The 22,279-nt window shown below is 63.2% G+C and carries 22 protein-coding genes; 18 read left to right on the top strand and 4 right to left on the bottom strand.

The features are described 5' to 3' along the window. Positions 1-93: 93 nt before the first annotated feature. The gene (locus EJ075_RS14810; RefSeq protein WP_095488301.1) at positions 94-450 is read right to left on the bottom strand and encodes a DUF2946 family protein; all 357 of its coding nucleotides are present in this window, start codon (positions 448-450) and stop codon (positions 94-96) included. Positions 451-569: 119 nt separating this feature from the next. Beyond that, a complete protein-coding gene (locus EJ075_RS14805; RefSeq protein WP_126104849.1) occupies positions 570-1,472 on the bottom strand; it encodes a GntR family transcriptional regulator in 903 nt (300 codons plus the stop codon). Positions 1,473-1,742: 270 nt separating this feature from the next. Here EJ075_RS14805 and EJ075_RS14800 point away from each other — a divergent pair, with 270 nt between their 5' ends. The 6 genes from EJ075_RS14800 to EJ075_RS14775 all read left to right on the top strand — a co-directional run bounded on the left by EJ075_RS14800 (position 1,743) and on the right by EJ075_RS14775 (position 9,346). Further along, positions 1,743-3,248: an altronate dehydratase family protein gene (locus EJ075_RS14800; protein WP_126104848.1), complete on the top strand. Its 1,506-nt coding sequence runs from the start codon at positions 1,743-1,745 to the stop codon at positions 3,246-3,248. A 61-nt stretch (positions 3,249-3,309) separates the two neighbouring features. Next, positions 3,310-4,308, top strand: coding sequence for an aldo/keto reductase (locus EJ075_RS14795; RefSeq protein WP_126104847.1), 999 nt, complete (start codon positions 3,310-3,312; stop codon positions 4,306-4,308). Between the two features lie 346 nt (positions 4,309-4,654). Next, on the top strand, positions 4,655-5,650 hold the full coding sequence (locus EJ075_RS14790; RefSeq protein ID WP_095488293.1) for an ABC transporter substrate-binding protein: 996 nt from the start codon (positions 4,655-4,657) through the stop codon (positions 5,648-5,650). 89 nt (positions 5,651-5,739) lie between these two features. Further along, on the top strand, positions 5,740-7,293 hold the full coding sequence (locus tag EJ075_RS14785; RefSeq protein ID WP_126104846.1) for a sugar ABC transporter ATP-binding protein: 1,554 nt from the start codon (positions 5,740-5,742) through the stop codon (positions 7,291-7,293). After that, the gene (locus EJ075_RS14780) at positions 7,290-8,255 is read left to right on the top strand and encodes an ABC transporter permease (RefSeq protein WP_126104845.1); all 966 of its coding nucleotides are present in this window, start codon (positions 7,290-7,292) and stop codon (positions 8,253-8,255) included. Before EJ075_RS14785 ends, EJ075_RS14780 begins: the two co-directional genes overlap by 4 nt. Before the next feature lie 71 nt (positions 8,256-8,326). Continuing rightward, a complete protein-coding gene (locus EJ075_RS14775; protein ID WP_126104844.1) occupies positions 8,327-9,346 on the top strand; it encodes a zinc-binding alcohol dehydrogenase family protein in 1,020 nt (339 codons plus the stop codon). Positions 9,347-9,687: 341 nt separating this feature from the next. Here EJ075_RS14775 and phnF read toward each other — a convergent pair whose 3' ends face one another. Continuing rightward, entirely contained in the window at positions 9,688-10,431 is a 744-nt protein-coding gene (gene phnF, locus EJ075_RS14770) for a phosphonate metabolism transcriptional regulator PhnF (RefSeq protein ID WP_126104843.1), read from the bottom strand. 123 nt (positions 10,432-10,554) lie between these two features. On the opposite strand from phnF, the gene phnG reads away from it, so the two are divergent. The 12 genes from phnG (at position 10,555) to phnE (EJ075_RS14705) (ending at position 21,377) form a co-directional block, all read left to right on the top strand. Continuing rightward, complete coding sequence (gene phnG / locus EJ075_RS14765) at positions 10,555-11,016, top strand: phosphonate C-P lyase system protein PhnG (protein ID WP_126104842.1); 462 nt, start codon at positions 10,555-10,557, stop codon at positions 11,014-11,016. Beyond that, the gene (gene phnH / locus EJ075_RS14760; protein ID WP_126104841.1) at positions 11,016-11,627 is read left to right on the top strand and encodes a phosphonate C-P lyase system protein PhnH; all 612 of its coding nucleotides are present in this window, start codon (positions 11,016-11,018) and stop codon (positions 11,625-11,627) included. The genes phnG and phnH overlap by 1 nt, the downstream gene beginning before the upstream one ends. A gap of 1 nt (position 11,628) precedes the next feature. Continuing rightward, complete coding sequence (locus tag EJ075_RS14755) at positions 11,629-12,741, top strand: carbon-phosphorus lyase complex subunit PhnI (protein WP_126104840.1); 1,113 nt, start codon at positions 11,629-11,631, stop codon at positions 12,739-12,741. Beyond that, positions 12,738-13,649 (top strand): alpha-D-ribose 1-methylphosphonate 5-phosphate C-P-lyase PhnJ, encoded by a 912-nt coding sequence (locus tag EJ075_RS14750; RefSeq protein ID WP_126104839.1) that lies wholly within the window; start codon positions 12,738-12,740, stop codon positions 13,647-13,649. Before EJ075_RS14755 ends, EJ075_RS14750 begins: the two co-directional genes overlap by 4 nt. Beyond that, positions 13,646-14,422, top strand: a complete 777-nt coding sequence (phnK, locus tag EJ075_RS14745; protein ID WP_126104838.1) for a phosphonate C-P lyase system protein PhnK — start codon at positions 13,646-13,648, stop codon at positions 14,420-14,422. The genes EJ075_RS14750 and phnK overlap by 4 nt, the downstream gene beginning before the upstream one ends. A gap of 208 nt (positions 14,423-14,630) precedes the next feature. Next, positions 14,631-15,338: a phosphonate C-P lyase system protein PhnL gene (gene phnL, locus EJ075_RS14735; protein ID WP_126104837.1), complete on the top strand. Its 708-nt coding sequence runs from the start codon at positions 14,631-14,633 to the stop codon at positions 15,336-15,338. Then, positions 15,335-15,949: a DapH/DapD/GlmU-related protein gene (locus tag EJ075_RS14730; protein ID WP_126104836.1), complete on the top strand. Its 615-nt coding sequence runs from the start codon at positions 15,335-15,337 to the stop codon at positions 15,947-15,949. Before phnL ends, EJ075_RS14730 begins: the two co-directional genes overlap by 4 nt. A gap of 75 nt (positions 15,950-16,024) precedes the next feature. Further along, positions 16,025-16,729 carry a DUF1868 domain-containing protein gene (locus EJ075_RS14725; RefSeq protein ID WP_206437550.1) on the top strand — a complete coding sequence of 235 codons (705 nt, stop codon included), beginning with the start codon at positions 16,025-16,027 and terminating at the stop codon, positions 16,727-16,729. A 123-nt stretch (positions 16,730-16,852) separates the two neighbouring features. Beyond that, complete coding sequence (gene phnC, locus EJ075_RS14720) at positions 16,853-17,710, top strand: phosphonate ABC transporter ATP-binding protein (protein WP_126104834.1); 858 nt, start codon at positions 16,853-16,855, stop codon at positions 17,708-17,710. A gap of 146 nt (positions 17,711-17,856) precedes the next feature. Beyond that, on the top strand, positions 17,857-18,765 hold the full coding sequence (gene phnD / locus EJ075_RS14715) for a phosphonate ABC transporter substrate-binding protein (protein ID WP_126104833.1): 909 nt from the start codon (positions 17,857-17,859) through the stop codon (positions 18,763-18,765). 73 nt (positions 18,766-18,838) lie between these two features. Then, positions 18,839-19,813, top strand: coding sequence for a phosphonate ABC transporter, permease protein PhnE (gene phnE, locus EJ075_RS14710; protein ID WP_126104832.1), 975 nt, complete (start codon positions 18,839-18,841; stop codon positions 19,811-19,813). A gap of 4 nt (positions 19,814-19,817) precedes the next feature. Then, positions 19,818-21,377: a phosphonate ABC transporter, permease protein PhnE gene (gene phnE, locus EJ075_RS14705; protein ID WP_126104831.1), complete on the top strand. Its 1,560-nt coding sequence runs from the start codon at positions 19,818-19,820 to the stop codon at positions 21,375-21,377. Positions 21,378-21,397: 20 nt separating this feature from the next. Here phnE (EJ075_RS14705) and EJ075_RS14700 read toward each other — a convergent pair whose 3' ends face one another. Then, entirely contained in the window at positions 21,398-22,252 is an 855-nt protein-coding gene (locus EJ075_RS14700) for a sugar phosphate isomerase/epimerase (RefSeq protein ID WP_126104830.1), read from the bottom strand. Positions 22,253-22,279 lie beyond the last annotated feature (27 nt).

Here is a 22,279-nt window from a genome sequence, read left to right as displayed (position 1 = left end):
GAACTGAGAAATCGCGCCGTCGGCCGGTCGCGAACAGTTTCGATGTTGAATGAATGCGCTTGCGAAGGCTTTCGCAAGGCGATCTGGAACGGATCAGGCCGACGCCGGCGGCGCGCGCGGATTCGACGGCGAGCGGTCGCGGCTGAAATCGAGGTGCCGGAACGCCGGCAGCACAAACGCGACGGTTTCGACGGGAAAATTGCCGGGCACCATCCCGGCAGCGGGCGGCGGCACGTAAGCAGCCGAGGCCACACCGCAGCCAAGCATGCAGCAGGCCGGCATGTGCTGCTGGTGCGGATCGCCGCCCGGAAGCTGGGCGGCGCCCTCCTGAGTGCAGATGACATTGCCGAAAGCGTCGAGTTGCGAGGCATTCGGGCTTAAGCCGAAGGCGAATGCGCCAAGCACCGACTGGAGCACGAGCAAATAGGCCGCGGCGAACGCGGCCGGCATGCTCCATCGTCTCCGCCGGATATTCAAAGACCTGCCTCTTCACCCAGCAACGGCCAGATATCTAGCACGGGCTTAGCAGGTGGAAAATCGCCAAATCATTGCTGCGGCAACGCGGCGCTTTAAGCCCGGTGCGGCTGCTGGCCTTCCGGTATCGATGTCAGCAGCGTATTGCGCGCCGACTTCAGATGCTTGCGGCAGGCGGCGTCGACCTTGCCGAGATCGCGCGATTTGAGCGCCGCGATATAGGCCAGATGCTCCGTGACGGCCACCTCGTTGCGCTCGCGCTCCTGCGCCTTGTTCCATTGGTAGTGGTAGTGGAAAATCATGGCGATGACGTCGTAGAAATCGACGATGAAGCGGTTATGCGATGCGCGGTGGATCAGCCGGTGAAAGCGCTCGTCGAGTTCCGAGAATTCATTGAAGCGCGTGGCGATCTCGCGCGCCAGCAGGCGATGCTCGCCTTCCAGGAGGTCGAGGTCGGCCCAGACCGGGCTGTCTTCGGGCAGGGCGGCGAAGGCGGCGGCCGAGCGCAATTCGAACATCTCGCGGATTTCGGTCAATTCCAGCGCGAAAGCGCGGGTAAAACCTTTCAGCACCCAATGGCTGTTGCGGCGTTTCTCGATCAGCCCGAAGCGGGAAAAGCGGATCAGGAACTCGCGCACGCTGGTGGTGCCGACGCCGATCTCGCGCGCCAGCTCGAGCTCGTTGATCTGCATGCCGGGCTCGGCGCCGCCGGCAAGCAGCCGCCGCATGAAAGAGCGCTCGATGATCTGCGACAGCGTGTCGGTCTCTTCCTCGGGGAAAAAATCGTCCGGTCGCGGCACGCGCAAAACGGTCTTGCTACGCTTGTTCCAGGCGATCAGCCCCGTCTCTTCCATGCGCGCAAGGATGGTGCGGATCGTCGTGCGGCTGACGCCGAGCAGCGTGCCCAGTTCGGGCTCCGACGGCAGACTTTTCGTTTCATCGAGCAGCCGCAGACCGCGATTGTAGGCGTCCTTGTAGACGTTGTTGCTCTTTGACATCCCCTGCCTCATTGCGCCAGCGCTTGCGGCGGCCGGCTTGAAGCGCAATATGGACAACGTTGCTAGCGCAGGCCCCCAAGAAGCGGAAGCGCTTTTCGGAAGTCAGCCCAGGTTCCAGTGTCCGGCCCTCTGCACATCCATTAAGAACGCACGACGCTTTCGCGAAAAAACAATTGACGCAAAACTGTTTTTTCACGATAAAAGACATTATCTTTTAACAGGCGCGTGTCAATCCGCTCGCACATCCCAGGAACACCCAGGAAACTGCCCGTGAACGCCGCAAACAGCATTCTTCTGTCTCCCGCTGACAATGTCGCGGTCGCCAATGGCCGCATTGAGATCGGCGCGGTGCTGCCGGGCGGCGCCGTTGCCACAGCGTTGATCGAACCCGGGCACAAGGTTGCGATCAAGCCGATCGCCGCTGGCGAGGCCGTGGTCAAATACGCTCAGGCGATCGGCCGCGCCACTGAAGCCATCGCGCCTGGCGAGCATGTTCATTCGCACAATCTGGTCTTCGAGTCCGGGCGTTTGCCGGTGGTGCCGCCGAGCGAAGCCGTGCACGCGACCGAGGCCGATCGCACCCGCACCTTCATGGGCTATCGTCGCGCCGACGGCCGTGCCGGCACGCGCAACTTCATCGGCATTCTCGCCAGCGTCAATTGCTCGGCCACCGTTTGCCACGCCATCGCCGATGAGGCGAACCGCACGCTCCTGCCCAGATATCCGGGGATCGACGGCTTTGTCCCTATCGTTCACGGCCAGGGCTGCGGCATGAGCGCCACCGGCGACGGCATGATGGTGCTACACCGCACGCTTGCCGGCTATGCCCGCCATCCGAATTTCGGCGGCGTGCTGATGGTTGGGCTCGGCTGCGAGGTCAATCAGCTCACCCTCTATGGCCAGAAGGGCGTCGCCGCCGGAAAACGCCATTTCAACATCCAGGAAGCCGGCGGCTCGCGCAAATCGGTCGAGAAGGCGATGCTGGTGTTGGCCGAGATCGCCGAGGAGATCGGCAAGCTTGAGCGTGAGCCGATCCCGGTCAGCGAGATCGTCGTCGGCCTGCAATGCGGCGGCTCGGACGGCATGTCCGGCATAACCGCCAATCCGGCGCTGGGCGCCGCGGTCGACATCCTGGCGGGCGTCGGCGGCATCGGCATCCTCTCCGAGACCACGGAAATCTACGGCGCCGAGCATCTGCTCGCCTATCGCGCGGCGACCCCGGAGATCGCAGCCAAGCTGGACGGCTATGTGAAGTGGTGGGAAGACCATGTCGCCAAGCATGGAGCCTCCATCGACAACAATCCCTCGCCCGGCAACAAGCGCGGCGGCCTGACCACCATTTTGGAGAAGTCGCTTGGCGCGGTCGCCAAGGGCGGCCAGACGCCGCTCAACGGCGTCTTCGGCTATGCCGAGAAGGTCACCGGGCACGGGCTGGTGTTCATGGACACGCCCGGCTACGACCCGGTTTCGGCCACCGGCCAGGTTGCGGGCGGCGCCAACGTCATCGTCTTCACCACCGGCCGCGGCTCCTGCTTCGGCTGCCGGCCGACCCCGTCGATCAAGGTCGCCACCAATTCGACCATGTATCATCAGATGGAAGAGGACATGGACGTGAATTGCGGCGTCATCGCCTCGGGCGAAAAGACCATTGCCGGCATGGGCCGCGAGATCTTCGAACTGATCGTCGAGACGGCTTCCGGCCGCAAGACCAAGAGCGAGGAGTTCGGCTACGGCGACAACGAGTTCGTGCCCTGGCACCTCGGCGCGACCCTCTAGACCAGCCACTAACTGACTTACGACATAGACGGCCAGGCAAATGGCCGGTGGGAGGCTTTGCATGAAGAAACGCTGTGTCGGCAGCACCGCGCTGGAAATAACCGAGGTCAGCTTCGGCGGCGCGGCGGTCGGCGGCCTCTACCGAGCTTGCCCGCGCGAGGCGGCGATGCAGACGCTGCAGGTCGCCTGGGACACCGGCTTGCGCTATTTCGATACGGCGCCCTTCTACGGTTTCGGCCTCTCGGAACGCCGCTTCGGCGATTTCCTGCGCGACAAGCCGCGGGACTCCTACGTGCTGTCGACCAAGGTTGGGCGCTTGTTCCGGCCGGTGCCGGAAGACCAGGTTCCGGACCACTCCTATGTCGATCCGCTGCCCTTTGCGCTCGACTACGACTATTCCTACGACGGCATCATGCGCTCGGTCGAGTTCAGCTATGCGCGGCTTGGCCTCAATCGAATCGACATCCTGTTCGTCCACGACATCGGCGTCTACACGCATGGCGTCGAGAAAACGAAGCTGCATTTCCGCCAGTTGATGGACGGCGGGCTGAAGGCGCTGGAACAACTGAAGTCGTCCAAGGTCATTTCCGCCTACGGCTTTGGCGTCAACGAGGTGCAGATCTGTCTCGATGTGCTGCGCCAGGCGCCGCTCGACTGCATCCTGCTTGCCAGCCGCTATTCGCTGCTCGACCGCACCGCCGAAGCCGAATTGCTGCCGTTTTGCCGACAGCGGCAGACCTCGCTGATCATCGGTGGCGTCTTCAATTCCGGCATCTTGGCGACCGGCCCGGTGCCGGGTGCGCATTTCGACTACCTGCCGGCCACCCAGAACATTCTCGACCGCGTCGGCGCCATGGAAAAAATCGCCGCCGAGGGCGGCTACCCGCTTGCCGCGGCGGCGTTCCAGTTTCCACTGCATGAGCCTGTGGTAGCTTCTGTGCTGACGGGCACCGCCAAACCGGCCAATCTGGCGCGAAATCTCCAACTGCTCGACATCCCGGTGCCCGAAACAGAGTTCGCCAAATATGATCCCTACACGGTCGTACAGAAACTTGGCTGATGCGCTGCGGCCTTCGCCGTTCGCCGGTTAAACGGCGGACGGTGCGATCAGGAGGCGTCACAATCGTACGCCTCAAAAAAGAATGAATATTCCATATTGACTGGTTGGTGGAATTAATATTCCATACCTTTCGAAGAGGATCTGTAGGGTTGGAAATGAGGATCGGCAAGGAGGCCCCTTCCGGTCTAACCATCTGGAGACCGATACGAAACACCGCTTGCGCCGGCCCATCCTATGCACTATCAAAATGCGGTAAATGTTTTTTATTGATAAAGTTCCGTTTGGGCAGCGCCTATCCAAACCGAGCTTCCGCAACGTTCACCGGGCGACTTAGGGAGGAAACCTAATGAAATTCGTGACCAGCATTCTCAACCGCCGCGCATTCGTGGCGCTCGCTGCCGCCTCGATGCTTGCCGGCGTGATGCATTCGGCGCCGGCTTCGGCGGCGGACGTGACCATTCCGATCATCGTCAAGGACACCACCTCTTTCTACTGGCAGATCGTTCTGGCCGGCGCCCGCAAGGCCGGCAAGGACCTCGGCGTCAACGTGCCGGAACTCGGTGCCCAGGCGGAGACCGATGTCAACGGCCAGATCTCGATCCTTGAAAACGCCGTCGCCGGCAACCCGGCCGCCGTCGTCATCGCACCGACCGAAGCCAAGGCGCTCGGCAAGCCGATCGATGAGGCTGCCAGCAAGGTCAAAATCATCGGCATCGACTCCGGCGCCGATTCCAAGGCCTTCACCTCGTTCCTGACCACCGACAACATCCAGGGCGGCCGCGTCGCCGCCGACGGCCTGGCGGCAGCCATCGGCGAGGCCAATGGCGGCAAAGTCGAGGGCGACGTCGCCCTGATCACCGCACTTCCGGGTGCCGGGTCGCTCGAACAGCGCGCCCAGGGCTTCAAGGAGCAGCTTGCCGCCAAATATCCGGGCCTCAAGCTCGTCGCCGACAAATATGCCGACGGCCAGGCCACGACCGGCCTCAACATCGCGACCGACCTGATCACCGCCAATCCGAACCTCAAGGGCATCTTCGCCTCCAACCTGATCATGGCGCAGGGCGTCGGTCAGGCGATCGCCGAGAACAGCCTGGCCGGCAAGGTCGGGCTCGTCGGCTTCGACAGCGACGAGAAGCTGATCAAGTTCCTCAACGACGGCGTCATTTCGGCTCTCGTCGTCCAGGATCCGTACCGGATGGGCTATGACGGCATCAAGACGGCGCTCGCCGCCTCGAAGGGCGAGAAGGTCGAGGCCAATGTCGACACCGGCGCCAACCTGGTCACCAAGGCCAATATGAAGGATCCGAAGATCGACGCGCTGCTCAATCCGAAACTCGACTGAGCATCGCCACAGGCGCACTGTTTCCGGGGCTTTGCCCCGGAAACGACCTACACTCGCGTCAATCGTGAGGCCAATCTGGGAGGATTGTCATGACGTCCACGGCGCAGGAATTGCACCCGGCCCCAACGCTGGAGCCCGGGAGGACGATCCTCGAACTCAAGGGGCTGGAAAAGCGCTATCCCGGCACGCACGCGCTGAAGCCGGTGAACCTCGCCTTCAAGGCCGGAGAGATCCACGCCATCGTCGGTGAAAACGGCGCCGGCAAATCGACCCTGATCAAGCTTCTGACCGGTGTCATGCCGCGCACCTCCGGCGACGTCATCTGGGAGGGCAAGCCGGCAGCGCTGGCGACGCCGCATGAGGCGATGGCGCTCGGCATCAATGCCGTGCATCAGGAGGTCGTTCTGTGCCGCCATCTCACTGTCGCGGCCAACATGTTCCTTGGCGAGGAGGATTCCCGCTTCGGTATCCTGCAGCAGCGGGCCATGGTCAGGCAGGCGCAGAACATCATCGACGATCTCGGCTTCGACCTGCCGGCGCATGTCGTGCTCGGCGATCTCACCATCGGTCAGCAGCAACTGATCGCCGCCGCCCGCGCCACGGTGCGCGGCACCAAGTTCCTCATCTTCGATGAGCCGACCGCCTACCTCACCCGGAAGGAAGCCGACCAGCTGTTCACGCTGATCCGCCGGCTGAAGGGCGAAGGCGTCACCATCATCTACATCAGCCACCGCATGGAAGAGGTGTTCGAGCTCGCCGACCGCGTCTCGGTGCTGCGCGACGGCACGCTTGTCGGCACCAGGAACATCGCCGAGACCAACGACGCCGAGCTGGTCAAGATGATGATCAACCGCTCGATCGAGCAAGTCTACCACAAGGAGCATTTTACCCCGGGCGCGACGCTCCTCGAAGCCAGAAATCTCTCCGGCAAGGGCTTCGAAAATGTCTCGATGACGGTCCGGGCCGGCGAAATCGTCGGGCTCTACGGCCTGATCGGTGCCGGGCGCAGCGAGTTCGTCACCACGCTCTACGGCCGTCATCGCAAGTCGGCCGGCCAGATCCTCTGGGAGGGCAAGGAGGTTCAGGTCAACTCCGAGCATGACGCTATCAGGCTCGGCATGGCGCTGGCGCCGGAAAGCCGCCGTGACCAGGGCCTCTGCCTCAACCTGCCGGTCGGCCTCAATCTCAATCTGCCGATCTACAAGCGCATCTCCAGCAATCTGCTGATCTCCAGCGCACAGGAGAAGACCGAGGCGGATCGCCAGATCGCCAATCTCAGGATCAAGACGCCGACGCGCAACGCGCTCGCCTCCAGCCTGTCCGGCGGCAACCAGCAGAAGATCGTCATCGGCAGATGGCTGGCGCACGGCGCCAAGCTGTTCATCTTCGACGAGCCGACAGTTGGCGTCGATGTCGGCACCAAGGCGGAGATCTACCGTCTGTTCGGCGAACTGTTGTCCAAGGGCGCCGGCATCATCCTGATCTCGTCCTATCTGCCCGAGGTCTATGAACTGGCCGACACGCTGCATGTATTCCGGCGCGGCAAGCTGGTGGCCACGCATGGTTTCCGCACCGCCAATCATGAGGACATTCTCAATCAGGCGCTCGCCGAGAAACAAGAAAAACCGGGAGGACAGATATGAGCACCGAGGCGATCCCGGCCGAAAGGCCGAAACGCAACTATAACGCGCTGTTCGGGCTGACGCTGCTGTCGCTGCTGGTTCTTTTGTGGATCATCCTGTCGGTGGCGACGCCGAGCTTCGCCTCCGCCAACAATATCTCGAACCTGCTGCGGCAGGGCTCGATGATAGCCATCCTAGCGGTCGGCCAGACCTTCGTCATCATCACCGGAGGCATCGACCTTTCCGTCGGCGCCGTGGTCGGCTTCGCCACCGTCATCGTGGCGATGCTGATCAACGCCGGGGTGCCGGTCTTCCTCGCCATCCTGGTCACCTTGCTGGTCGGTGTCGCCATCGGCATGTTCCACGGCTTCGGCATCGTCAGGATGGGCCTGCCGCCCTTCATCATCACGCTGGCGACACTGACCTCGCTGCGTGGCATTGGCCTTTTGATGACCAACGGCAACTCGATCTCGATCAACAACGACGCCTTCCAGTTGTTTTCGCGCAGCTCGTTTCTCGGCGTCCCCAATCTGTTCTGGATGGTGATCCTGGTCGGCATCCCCGCCTACATCTTCCTGCATCACAGCCGCTGGGGCCGGTATCTGTTCTCGGTCGGCTCCAACGCCGAGGCCTCGCGTCTGTCCGGCGTCAATGTCCAGCGCACCATCTACATGGCCTATACGCTGTCGGGCCTGTGTGCGGCTTTCGTCGGCGTGCTGCTCGCGTCGCGCATCGGCATCGGCAATCCGACGCAGGCCGAGGGCTGGGAGTTGCAGGCGATCGCCTCGTCGGTGATCGGCGGCACTTCGCTGTTCGGCGCCGTCGGCTCGGTGCACGGACCGCTGCTCGGCGCCTTCATCCTCGCCACCATCAACAACGGCGCCAATCTCTTGAACGTCAACGCCTTCTGGCAGCGCATCATTACCGGCGTGCTGATCATCGTCATCGTCTATTTCGACGGCCTGCGTCGCCGCGGCAAGTAGACTATCTTTAACAACCGCCGGCCCGGCGATAGCCGACGGGCCGCGGTGCCAAGAACCGACTGGATCAAAGCATGAAAGCCGTCGTCTGCCGCTCGCCCGGTGAGCTTGTTCTGGAAGACCGCCCGGCGCCAGGCACTCCGCCCTCTGGCTGGGCGTTGGTCGCGGTCAGCCATGTCGGCATCTGCGGCACCGACTATCATATCTTCGAGGGCAAGCATCCGTTCCTCGCCTATCCCCGCATCATGGGTCATGAGGTTTCCGGCACTGTGATCGAGGCCGGCGAAGGCGTCGATCTGTCCGTCGGCGAACCAGTGATCATCAACCCCTATCTCGCTTGCGGCAAATGCATCGCCTGCCGGCAAGGCAAGCCGAATTGCTGCGTCAGGATCGAGGTGCTCGGCGTACACCGCGACGGCGCCATGTGCGAACGGATCCTGGTGCCGGCGCAAAATCTCTATCCGGCAAACGGCCTGTCGCTGGCGGATGCCGCCGCCGTCGAATTCCTGGCGATCGGGGCGCATGCCGTGCGGCGCTCGCTGGCGCAGCCAGGCGCGCGCACGCTGGTCATCGGCGCTGGGCCGATCGGCCTCGGCACGGCGCTGTTTGCTCGCATCGCCGGTCTCGACGTGACGCTGCTCGACATGAGCGCGGAGAGGCTGGGTTTCGCCGCAAACGAACTCGGCTTCGCGACCCTCGACGGTTCGCAGGCGTCTGCGACCGATCGGGTGCGGGAGGCGACCGGCGGCGAAGGTTTCGACGTTGTCTTCGATGCCACCGGCAACACCCAGTCCGTCCAGTCGGCCTTCGCCCATGTCGCGCATGGCGGGACGCTGGTCCTGGTCAGCGTCGTCAAGGACGACATCGTCTTTTCCGATCCCGAATTCCACAAGCGCGAGATGACGTTGATCGGCAGCCGCAACGCGCTGCGCGCCGATTTCGACCATGTCGCCGCCTCGATCCGCGATGGCGCCGTGCCGCTGGCGAAGCTCGTCACCCATCGCACGACGCTGGGCGAGACGCCGCGCGACCTCGCCCGCTGGGCGCATGAGAAATCCGGCCTGATCAAGGCGGTGATCGAAGTCGGGTCATAACACGGCAGGCGGTGAGCCCGGCCCGAATGACAACGCCCCGCGCAGGTCGACCCCCACTCCGTCTCGGCTTCGCCGAGCCACCTCTCCCCCGAGCGACGGGGTAGAGGAAGGGTGCGAGCCTATTGCAGCCAACGCTCCTCAACCAGACTCCCTACTTCTCTCGCCGTCAGCGGGCTCCCTTCCTCTCCCTCCGGAGGGGGGAGAGGTGGCTCGGCGAAGCCGAGACGGAGTGGGGGAAGGCGGTCCTCAAACGCCAAGCCGCTGACATGTAAGCGCGACCGAGCTGGTATGATATCAGCGTGGGTCAGATAAATCACGGTCTCGTATAAGGCCGGCACTACCTACAGCGCCGACAGTTTGAGCTCGACGCGCTCAGCCGGAAACCGCGTTTCGGCGAACTGGATCGGCTGGCCGTCCGGCGTGACGTTGACGGCGACCGTGACCAGCACGATGGCGCCGGGCTGCAGATCGAGATCGGCAAGGTCGGCGGCATCCGCATGGCGCGCCGACAGCACCGTCGATTGCCTGAGATAGTCACTGATGCCGAAACGCTGGAGCGAGGCGGTGATCGATCCTGTTTCAGCCATGGCAGCATCGATGCCGGCGAAGCGTCCCGCCTCGAACCAGCCGGTGGCACGCGAGACCGGCTGTCCATCGGCTTCGCCGCGTGTCTCAAGGCGTATCACATTCGAACCCTTGGCAAGCCCCAGCCCTTCGGCGACGCGCCGGCTGGCCGGCTCGACCGCCGATTCGAGCAGTACGCTGCGGCGCTCGGACGCCTGCCCCTGCAAGCCCTCCGAAAAACGGGTACGGGCGCCGATCGGATAGGACAGCCGCTTGCGCGAAAGCACGAAAGTGCCGCGCCCCTGCTCGGCCCTGAGCACGCCATCCTGCACCAGTGCTGCGATGGCGCTGCGCACCGTATGGCGGTTGACACCATAGCGCTCGGCCAGTGCGACTTCCGGCGGCAGCGCGGTATTCTCGGCAAAGTCGCCGACGGCGATCGAATGCAGGATCTGGTCGGCGATCTGCCGCCACAGCGAGACGCCGCTGCGCCGCTCTATGCTGCCGGGCTGCCCGATCATGTCTTGCCCCGATCTTTTTCGCCCGTGTCATGCACCCGTCATAGACACGCATTAGATAATAGGTATAATTTGTATAGTTGTCTATATCAATAGACAAACTTTCGATGCAAGGGAATGTTAACCATGCGAGGACAGGAAGCGCGCGATCAGGCTCAGCGCAAGGCCGTTATGGCAACGCTGGCGCAATCGACCGGCGACGATATCGTCCGTCTGTGGAACGAAGCCGGCCTGCCTTCTGAGGCGGAACTCCTGCGCGGCCCCGAAACCGGCTTGGTCACCGTGCGCGGCCGCATGGGCGGCGGCGGCGCGCCGTTCAACGTTGGCGAGGCGACGGTCACCCGCGCTACCGTCCGGCTCGCCTCCGGACAGGTCGGCCACTGCTACGCGCTGGGCCGTGACAGGCAGAAAGCAAAACTGGCGGCGATCGCCGACGCGCTCTGGCAGGACCCTGCCCTGCGCCGTGAGGTCGAGACCAAACTCATTGCGCCGCTGCAGGCCGCACTGGCCAGCGCACGTGAACGGCGTCGCGCCGAGACGGCGGCAACGAAGGTCGATTTCTTCACCATGGTACGCGGAGAAGACTGATGGACATCGTAACGCAAGCGATCGAAGGCGGCTTTGCCGATCCGGTGTTCAACGCCCAGACGGTGTTCCGCGCCGTGATGGATGCGATGGCGCGGCCGGGCACCCTGCAGCCTCTGCCGGTCTTTGCCCGCCCGCCGGCGCCGCTGTCAGCCACCGCGGGCGCCATTGCGCTGGCGCTGTGCGACAACGACACGCCGCTGTGGCTCGACCCCGTTTTGCAGGCCCCGGCAGCGGTGAAATCCTGGCTCGGCTTCCACACCGGCGCGCCCCTGGCCAACACGCCGGCCGATGCGCATTTCGCGCTGATCGCCACGCCGGCCGAAATGATGGCGCTCGACGGCTTCTCACAAGGCACCCAGGATTATCCCGACCGCTCCACGACGCTGATCCTGCAAGTCGGCGATCTCGTTTCAGGTGCCCCTCTGTTGCTCGAAGGTCCCGGCATCGAAAAGACTGCAAGCATCGCGCCGGCGCAGATGCCGCGCCATTTCGTCGAACAGTGGAAGCAGAACAACCAACGCTTTCCGCGTGGCGTCGACATCGTCCTCGCCACCCCGGACGGCGTTGCCTGCCTGCCGCGCACGACGCGCATCAAGACGATGGAGGCGTGATATGTATGTCGCGGTAAAAGGCGGCGAAGCGGCCATCGCCAACGCCCACAGCCTGCTCGCCGACCGCCGGCGCGGCGACCGTTCCGTGCCGGCGCTTCGCCTCGACCAGATCGTCGAGCAACTGGCGCTCGGTGTCGACCGGGTGATGAGCGAAGGCTCGCTCTACGACAGGGAATTGGCGGCGCTCGCCATCGTCCAGGCGCGCGGCGACATGATCGAGGCGATCTTCCTGGTTCGCGCCTATCGCACGACGCTGCCGCGCTTCGGCTACACACGGGCGATCGACACCGGCGCGATGCTGGTCGAGCGGCGTGTCTCGGCGACCTACAAGGATCTTCCCGGCGGCCAGCTTCTCGGCCCGACCTTCGACTACACCCACCGGCTGCTCGATCCCGAGCTTGCCGCGGGCGGCGACGTCGCCGAGCCGCAGCAGCGTGCCAGCGAGGCGGAAGCCATGCCCCGTGTCTCCGCCATCCTCGCCCGCGAAGGCCTGATCGAGCCCGACGGCGACATGCCGCAGGACCATGTCCCCGGCGACATCACCCGCGAGCCGCTAGAATTTCCAATGGCGCGCGACATCCGCCTGCAGGCGCTGTCACGCGGCGACGAGGGTTTTTTGTTGGCGCTCGGCTACTCCACCCAGCGCGGCTATGCCCGCAACCATCCCTTCGTCGGCGAGGTTCGCATCGGCGAGGTCGAGCTGGAACTCGACGTGCCGGAGCTGCCCTTCGCCGTACCGCTCGGCTCCGTGCGTGTCACCGAGTGCCAGATAGTCAACCAATTCAAGGGCTCAGCCAAGGCGCCGCCGCAATTCACCCGCGGCTACGGCCTCGTCTTCGGCCAGAGCGAGCGCAAGGCGATGGCCATGGCGCTGTGCGACCGGGCGTTACGTGCTTCGGAATTCGGCGAAGATGTCGTCGCCGCAGCCCAGGACGAGGAGTTCGTCATCTCGCATTCCGACAATGTCCAGGCGACCGGCTTCGTCGAGCATCTGAAGCTGCCGCACTATGTCGACTTCCAGGCCGAGCTCGACCTGGTGCGCCGCATGCGCGCCGAGCATGATGCTCGCGAAAACGCCGGCAAAGCCGAGGAGAAAAGGGAGGCAGCGGAATGACCGCACAACCGACCGACATCGCCACCTACAACTTCGCCTATCTCGATGAGCAGACCAAGCGGATGATCCGCCGGGCGATCCTCAAGGGCATCGCCATTCCCGGCTACCAGGTGCCGTTTGCCTCACGCGAAATGCCGATGCCCTATGGCTGGGGCACTGGCGGCGTCCAGGTCACCGCTTCGATCATCGGCCCGGACGATGTGCTGAAAGTCATCGACCAGGGCGCCGACGACACCACCAATGCGGTTTCGATCCGTGCCTTCTTCAAGAAGGTCGCCAATGTCGCCGTCACCACCGAGACGGCGAAGGCGACCATCATCCAGACCCGCCACCGCATCCCAGAACATCCGCTGACATCAGGCCAAGTGCTGGTCTTTCAGGTGCCGATTCCCGAACCTTTGCGCTTCCTCGAGCCGCGCGAGACCGAAACGCGGAAAATGCATGCGCTGGAGGAATACGGCCTCATGCATGTGAAGCTCTACGAGGACATTGCCAGGCACGGCCGCATCGCCACCACCTACGCCTATCCGGTCAAGGTCGAGGGCCGCTATGTGATGGATCCCTCGCCGACGCCGAAATTCGACAATCCGAAGATGCATCGTTCGCCGGCTTTGCAGCTATTTGGCGCCGGCCGCGAAAAGCGCATCTATGCGCTGCCGCCTTTCACCGATGTGGTCAGCCTCGACTTCGAGGACCATCCGTTCGAGGTGCAGACCTTCGACCAGCCCTGCGCGTTGTGCGCGGCTGAGAACGTCTATCTCGACGAGGTCATCCTCGACGATCATGGCGGCCACATGTTCGTGTGCTCCGACACCGATCATTGCGAGAAGCGGCGCGAACAAGGCCATCGCGGCCGCCTTGCGCCTGAAACCCCTCTTGCCCTGGAAAAAACGGAGCCGGCGCAATGACCGACGAGCCGCTGCTGCGCGTTTCAGCGCTCTCCAAATTCTATGGCTCGCGCGTCGGCTGCGAGAACGTCACCTTCGACCTGTGGCCGGGCGAGGTGCTGGCGGTGGTCGGCGAATCCGGTTCCGGCAAGACGACGCTGCTCAACTGCCTGTCGACCCGGCTGCTGCCGAGTTCCGGCGCCGCCAGCTACCGCATGCGCGACGGCCAGTTTCGCGAGCTCTACCGGATGAGCGAGGCCGAGCGCCGCTTCCTGATGCGCACCGACTGGGGCTTCGTCCACCAGAACCCCGCCGACGGACTGCGCATGACGGTGTCCGCCGGCGCCAATGTCGGCGAGCGGCTGATGGCGGTGGGCGACCGTCACTATGGAAAAATCCGCGCCACTGCCGTCGACTGGCTGTCGCGCGTCGAGATTGACGAAGACCGCATCGACGACGAGCCGCGCGCCTTCTCCGGCGGCATGCGCCAGCGCCTGCAGATCGCCCGCAACCTGGTCACCGGGCCGCGGCTGGTGTTCATGGACGAGCCGACCGGCGGCCTCGACGTCTCGGTGCAGGCACGCCTGCTCGATTTGTTGCGCGGGCTGGTCACCGATCTTGGCCTCGCGGCCATCGTCGTCACCCACGACCTCGCGGTGGCGCGGCTTTTATCGCAACGCATGATGGTGATGAAGGATGGCCGCGTCGTCGAAAGCGGCCTCACCGACCGCGTGCTCGACGATCCGCGCGCGCCTTATACGCAATTGCTGGTTTCCTCGATTTTGCAGGTTTGACGATGGCGCCAAGTCACCCCCCTCTGGCCTGCCGGCCATCTCCCCCTCAAGGGGGGAGATTAGCAGCTTTCATGCCTCGCCCCTTCTGCAACGCAGGAGAATGGCGAAACCGAATACGACAGCCGATCTCCCCCCTTGAGGGGGAGATGGCCGGCAGGCCAGAGGGGGGTGCTGTCCCGCCAACGAACGACGATTGGAGCACCTTCTGATGGCAACCCCTCTCGTCGTCTCCGATGTCGCCAAGAGCTTCACCATGCATCTGCGCGACGGCATCAAACTGCCTGTCGTCGCCGGCGTCTCGTTCTCGATCAGGAGCGGTGAATGCGCAGTGCTCGGCGGCCCCTCTGGCGCCGGCAAGAGCTCGATCCTGAAGATGCTCTACGGCAACTACGCCGTCGACGCAGGCCAGATCATCGTCCAGCACGAGGATGGGCTCATCGATCTCGCAACGGCCAGCCCGCGCACCGTGCTTGCCGTGCGCCGGCTCACGATCGGCTATGTCAGTCAGTTCCTGCGCACCGTGCCGCGCGTCTCCGCCCTCGACGTTGTCGCCGAACCGCTGGTCGAGCGCGGCGCGGACCGTGAGGTCGCGCGCAATAAGGCGCGCGCCTTGCTGGCGCAGCTCAACCTGCCCGAAAAACTCTGGATGCTGCCGCCGGCGACCTTTTCCGGCGGCGAGCAGCAGCGCGTCAACATCGCGCGCGGCTTCATCACCGAGCATCCGATCCTGCTGCTCGACGAGCCGACCGCCTCGCTCGATGCCAGGAACCGCGACGTGGTGATTGCGCTGATCGCGGCCAAGAAGGCGGCCGGCGTCGCCCTGCTTGGCATCTTCCACGACCACGACGTGCGCGAGGCGGTAGCCGACCGCGTCATCGACGTGACCGCTTTTGCCGCCGGGAAAATCGCCGCATGACCAGAAAACTGTCGGAAGCGCCGCTTGTCCACGAGACGGCGGAAGTCGAGAACTCGACGCTTGGCCGCTGGACCGAGATCGCCGACCGCTGCCGGGTTTCGGAAAGCACGCTGGGCGACTATTCCTACATGATGCAGGACTGCGGCGTCTGGTGCGCGACGATCGGCAAATTTGCCAACATTGCCGCCAATGTGCGCATCAACGCCACCAACCACCCGATCTGGCGGCCGACGCTGCACCATTTCACCTACCGCGCCTCGGACTATTGGGACGACGCCGAGCACGAGAGCGAATTCTTCGCTCAGCGTCGCGCCAAGCGCGTCACCATCGGCCATGACACCTGGCTTGGCCACGGCTCGACCATCCTGCCCGGCGTCACCGTCGGCGATGGCGCGGCGGTCGGCGCCGGCGCCGTGGTGTCGAAGGACGTCGCGCCCTATACCATTGTCGGCGGCGTGCCGGCGAAACCGATCCGCGAACGCTTCGACCGCCGCACGGCGGAACGTTATCAGGCGCTCGCCTGGTGGGATTGGGACCATATCAGGCTGCGCGCCGCGCTCGACGATTTTCGCGCGCTTTCGGCGGAAGCGTTTCTGGAAAAGTACGGCTGACCACAGGACGAACCCGCCCGTTTCACACCTCTGACACATGACTCGGACAAAGGCGGTCTTTCCCTGGAGATCGCCATGCCCATCAAACCTTCGCTCGCCGGATTCTTTGCCGGCTCGAACCCGAACCCTCCCGTGCATCTCGGCACGCGCTACGACACGTCAGGCAATTTCCTGACCGAGCCCGGCAACACGGTCGTCTGCCATCTCGTCAGCGGCTCAGCTTCCGAAACGGCGGTCATCGAAGTGCGTGAGCGGATGCGCGTTATGCCCGATGCCGACAGGCTGGCCTTCACGCCGATCTCCAGCCTGCATATGACGCTGTTCCAGGGCATCATCGAATATCGCCGCCGGCTTCCCTACTGGCCTGAGGATGTGCCCCTCGACACAAGCATCGACGACATGACTCGGCTCTATCTGGAGCGCCTGAATGGCGTCGGGGACCATGGCGCGTTTAAAGTCAGGGTTGTCGATGTCGTGCCGACCGGGCTTACCGTTACCGGCGTGTCGGACCAGGACGAGCGCATCATGCGCGCGTGGCGCGATGCCCTGTCGGTGCCGTTCGGATACCGGCATCCCGATCACGACAGCTACACTTTCCACATAACTTTCGCCTACCAGATCCGGCGCCTCGACGACGAAAGGGCCTCGCAATGGCAACAGCTATTCGATGACTGCCTCTCGCTGCTCGCCCTTCAGGCTCCAGTGATCGAGCTGCGGCCTCCGGCATTTTGCAGCTTCAAGGACATGAAGTATTTCGAGGAGCTTCTTGTCCTGGGCTGACGGCGCGACGTCTCTGCCTGTGGGCAGTAACAAAACTGACATCAATCCGACACCGCAGGTTCATGCGGCTGCGCTAGCGAGGGTCAACGGACCTTCAACTGCGACTGGACTGGAACCTGCCCCATGTCAGCAACCTCAGCCACGCTTGAAATCCGCGGCGTCACCCGCCGGTTTGGCAAGAACACCGCCGTCAGCAATGTCGATATCTCGATCCCGCATGGTCAGATGGTCGGCATCATCGGCCGTTCCGGTGCCGGCAAGTCGACGCTTTTGCGCATGATCAACCGCCTCATCGATCCCAGCCAAGGGTCGATTTTCTTTGACGGCGCCGAAGTCTCCAGCCTGCGCGGCTCGCTGCTCAGGCGCTGGCAGCGCGACTGCGCCATGATCTTCCAGCAGTTCAACCTGGTGCCGCGTCTCGACGTGCTGACCAACGTCTTGCTCGGCCGGCTCAATCACCGCTCGACCGTTGTCAATCTGCTCGGTGTCTTTTCTCGCGACGAACGGGCCCAGGCGATCGCGGCGCTCGAGCGTCTCGACATTGCCCGCACGGCGCTGCAGCCGGCCGGCACCTTGTCCGGCGGCCAGCAGCAGCGCGTTGCGATTGCCCGTGCCATGATGCAGCAGCCGAAGGTGATCCTTGCTGACGAGCCGATCGCCTCGCTCGACCCGCTCAACGCCAAGGTGGTTATGGATTCGCTGCAGGACATCAATCTGCGCGAGGGCATCACCGTCGTCACCAATCTGCACACGCTGGATACCGCGCGCACCTATTGCAACCGCATCATCGGCATGGCCGCCGGCAAGGTCGTGTTCGACGGCCCACCCGAAGACCTCAACCGCGAAGCCGTGCGCATGGTCTACGGCGCCGACAGCAATGGCGGCGAAATCTCCGAGGCCATCACCTCGACCAGCGTCACCATCAAGCAAAAAATCGCCGCATCCGCCGGACCGCTCGAGCCCGCATTTCCGGGCTACTAGTTCCATGATCCCGACAAGTGGATACCGGTATCCGGAAACGATCATGGACAAGCAAAAGAGCGCCTGGATCGCCGGCCCACGTCAAGGGCGCTGTCAAAATTCGAACGCTACCGGCGCGATGCCGGAACCAACAGGAGAGACGCGACATGTTTAGAAAGATGCTTTTCGGTGCTGTTTCCATCATCGCCATGGCGATGGGCGCGGTTCAGGCACAGGACCTGAAGGAATTCCGCGTCGGCATTCTGGGCGGCGAGAACGAAGCCGACCGTCTGCGCAACTACCAGTGCTTCGCCGACCACATCAAGGAAGTGCTGGGCGTCGAGAAAGTCTCGCTGTTCCCGGCCGCCGACTACGACGGCGTCATCCAGGGCCTGCTCGGCGGCACGCTTGACTATGCCGAGCTCGGCGCTTCCGCCTATGCCAAGATCTATCTCGAAAACAAGGACGCGGTTGAGCCTATCCTGACGACGGTCCAGACCGACGGTTCGACCGGCTATCATTCGGTCATGGTCGCCCGTGCCGATTCCGGCATCAAGACGCTCGCCGACATGAAGGGCAAGAAACTCGGTTTCGCCGATCCCGATTCGACGTCGGGTTACCTGATCCCGGTCACTTCACTGCCCAAGGACATCGGCATGGATGTGAAGAGCTACTTCGCGTCGACCGGTTTTGGTGGCGGCCATGAACAGCTCGTCCTCGAGGTCCTGAAGGGCACCTTCGATGCCGGCACCACCTGGGCTTCCGGCGTCGGCGACTTCAAGGACGGCTACAGCTCGGGCAATCTGCGCAAGATGGTCGACAAGGGCGTCCTCAAGATGGACGATCTTGTCGAATTGTGGCAGTCGCCGATGATCCCGAACGGCCCGCTGGTGCTGCGTGCGTCGATCGATGCCGGCGCCAAACAGAAGGTCACCGATTTCCTGACCAAGCTTCCGGAAACCGATCCAGCCTGTTTCTCGGCGATACAGGGCGGCGACTTCAAGGGCTATTCGCCGGTCACCCCGGAATTCTATCAGGCAATCATCGACGCCCGTAAGGCGAAGATCGGCTCGTAAGTAAACTGCCACAACGCCGCCGGGGCCATGTGCCGCCGGCGGCGTTGCCGCATCATGGGCCAAGGATCGATAAATGAGTGCGACCGACGTTTACCGTGCGCCTGCGCTTTCACCGGAGGGAGCCACTGTCGAGCGGCACTGGCGCGACCTCGCCGCCCGCCGGCGCCTTTACACGATCGGAGGCCTGGTTTTCCTGTTTCTCGCGCTCTCTGGCTCGCTCTGGTTCGCCAACGAAACCAACGCCGGAAAGTTCTTCGACCGCCTTCCATATATCGCCGACTTTTTCACGGAATTGAAGCCGCGCGACTGGTTCGATCCGGTGCGCGCGCTGTTCGACCTGCCGTCCCCCTACGACGATGGCAGCCTCAAGTTCGACTACCCCGAAGGCCGGGTCTACCTGACCCAAAGCATCTACGTTCCGGAATACTTCTACCGGATGATCGAGACGCTGAACATTGCCCTGTTTTCGACGCTGGTGGGCTCCACATTCGGTTTCCTGCTCTGCTTCCTGGCTGCGGGCAATATCACGGCCAGCCGCTGGCTCCGTTTCACCACGCGCCGCTTCCTTGAAATTGTCCGCGCCTTTCCGGAAATCGTCATCGCCGGCTTCTTTCTGGCGGTCTTCTCGCTAGGACCCATTCCGGCGATCCTCGCGGTCAGCATCCACACCGTCGGCGCACTCGGAAAAATGTTCTTCGAAGTGGTCGAGAATGCCGACATGAAGCCTGAAGAAGGTTTGCGAGCCGTTGGCGCCAACTGGGTCGAACGCGTGTGGTTCGGCATCGTGCCTCAGGTTCTGCCCAACTTCATGAGCTATTTCCTGCTCCGCTTCGAGATCAATGTGCGCGCTTCGACCATTCTCGGCGCCGTCGGCGCCGGCGGCATCGGCGAATCCCTGCGTCTTTCGATCAGCCGGGGCCATGAGGCCAAGACCATCGCCATCGTCTTCCTGCTGTTCTGCACGATTGTCGCCGTCGATCAGTTTTCGGCGTGGCTGAGACATCGTCTTGTCGGCCGGCAAGCGTTCGCATACGGGCGCGGAGAGTAATGCGATGAACGCCGACGCCATCAACGACATCGCCACTCGCCATCCGAATGCGTTCCGGCGATCCCTATGGAAGCGCTACGCCACCCCGCTCGGTATCGTTCTCTGCATCCTCTACACATTCTATTGCGCGTGGTTCTTCTCGATCGTCACCGTTCTCGAAAAAGCGAACTGGAACCTTGCCGGCGCGTATCTCGCCGACTGGGTGTCTTACGAAATCCGGCCTGACATCGAATTCAAAGACAACCATCTGACGATCGACTACTCCCGCTTTTCCAAGCTGGGATCCAATCCAAATCCCGACTGGGTGGCCAAGCAGATGGCGGTGATCGAGCGGCGGGTCGACGCAGCGCCAGCACCGGCGAGCGCGACCGGCAAGTCGTCGCAGGATTCGTTTATGGCGCCTGGCGCGCCGACCGCCGAGAATCCAGCCGTCCCGTCAGGCCAATCCGCTCCGGCTGTGCCTGAAACGGTGCGCGAAAACGCCGTCGTGGCCGCGACTGTCACTCTTGGCAATGGTCAGATCGCCATCGCGCCAGACCTTGTCACCGTGACGCGCGGCGCCGAAAGCGTCATTTTCGACATTGCCAAGGACAGCTCTGTGACGCCGCGCACACCGCTGCCTGACTGGATCGAGCAGCGCAGGCCAGGCTCGACAGCCTATGTCTCGTTCGGATTTCTCGGTCGCGCTGAAGTCCAAAACGACGAAGTCGTTGCCTGGAGGCGTTTCTTCGGCTGGGCCAATTTCGTGTTCGACACGAACTCGCCATTCTGGGGAAAGCCGTTCGGCGAGGTCGCTTCACTGATTATCTCCGGAGCACGCATCGATCCGTCGCGATCAAACGCGGCGCTCGCCTGGGACAACATCCTCAACAACGCCGAGTGGCAGCACGGCGACGTCTGGCTGAAGCTTTTGCAGACCGTCGTCATGGCTTTCGTCGGCACGGTGCTGGCATCGATCGTCGCCTTTCCGCTCGCCTTCCTGGCTGCGCGCAACGTCACGCCGAGCCGGATTGCCAACCAGGCAACAAAACGCTTCTTCGATCTCCTGCGCTCGGTCGACATGCTGATCTGGGCGCTGTTCTTCACGCGTGGCTTCGGTCCGGGGCCGCTGGCCGGCATGTCGGCGATCTTCTTCACCGACACCGGAACCCTGGGCAAGCTCTATTCCGAGGCGCTGGAAAACATCGACGACAAGCAGCGCGAGGGCATCCGCTCGGTTGGCGCCACGCCGGCAATGGTGCAGCGCTATGGCGTGCTGCCCCAGGTTCTGCCGGTATTCCTTAGCCAATCCCTCTATTTCTGGGAATCGAACACGCGGTCAGCGACGATCATAGGCGCTGTCGGCGCCGGCGGCATCGGCCTGAAATTGTGGGAGGCCATGCGCACCAACACCAATTGGGCCAATGTTTTCTATATGGTTCTGTTGATCCTGGTTGTCGTCTTTATCTTCGACAACATTTCCAGTTTTCTCCGCCGCAAACTGATGGGATCGGTCGGAAACGGCAACGAGGAGCGGCGCGAGCGAGCGCCCGCCGGCCTGCCGCCGGCAGCTCGGGTCGCCTGAGAGGAAGGCTTAGCTGCGTGCTAAGCACCAGCCCTCTTCCAGCCGCTCTTGATGTGCTTGTAGCCGTCGCGATAGACGGCTTCCGGACTTTCCGAAAAGTCGCGCCAGACCTTGGTTGCCGCCGCCAAATCTCTGAGCGAGCGGCCGAAGGCCTCGATCGTCAGCCAGTCGTCATAGCCGCTCTTGCGGATGGCCGAAAACGTCTCCTTCCACGGAATGTGGCCGCGCCCAGGCACGCCGCGATCGTTCTCCGAAATATGGATATGGACGATATTCCTGCGGTTGCGCGTATAGGCGCCGATCGGGTCGGCTTCCTCGATATTGGCGTGGAAGGTGTCGTACATCGCCTTGATGTGCGGCCGGTCGATTGCGTCGACATGCTCCGACAAGTCGTCCATCGTGTTGAGCAGATAGCATTCGAAGCGGTTGAGTGCTTCCAGCCCGATGGTGACGTTCTTGTTGCCGGCATGGTCGCCGATGGCGCGTTGCGAGGCAACGGAGCGCTTCTTCTCCGCCGCCGTCGGCCCACTGCCGGAAAAGGCGCCGAGTGTCGAATGCAGCGGGCCGCTCAGCGTGCTGGCGCCGAGCGCAGCGGAGCAGTCGATCGCCCATCTCATATAATCGATGCCGGCCTTGCGCGTTCCGCCATCGGCCGAGATCAGATTCATCGCCGGATCGCCCATTGCCGAAACCGCGGTGCGCTCCAGTCCGATGCGGTCGAGCAGCGCGCCAAGTTTTGTGTAGTCGTCGGGCGTGCCGGAAAAGACCGGAATCTCGACACCATCAAAGCCGGTCGCCTTGATATCTCTGAGCAATGACTCGTGTTTCTTCGATACGGCCGTCGTCCACAAAAACATGCACATGCCGATTTTCATCGACGCTCCCTCCCCTTTGACAGCCGG

The organism is Mesorhizobium sp. M6A.T.Cr.TU.016.01.1.1 (assembly GCF_003952585.1).
Classification (GTDB): Bacteria; Pseudomonadota; Alphaproteobacteria; order Rhizobiales; family Rhizobiaceae; genus Mesorhizobium; species Mesorhizobium mediterraneum.
Note: the sequence above shows the minus strand (reverse complement) of the source record. Positions and strands in the feature narration are given on the sequence as shown.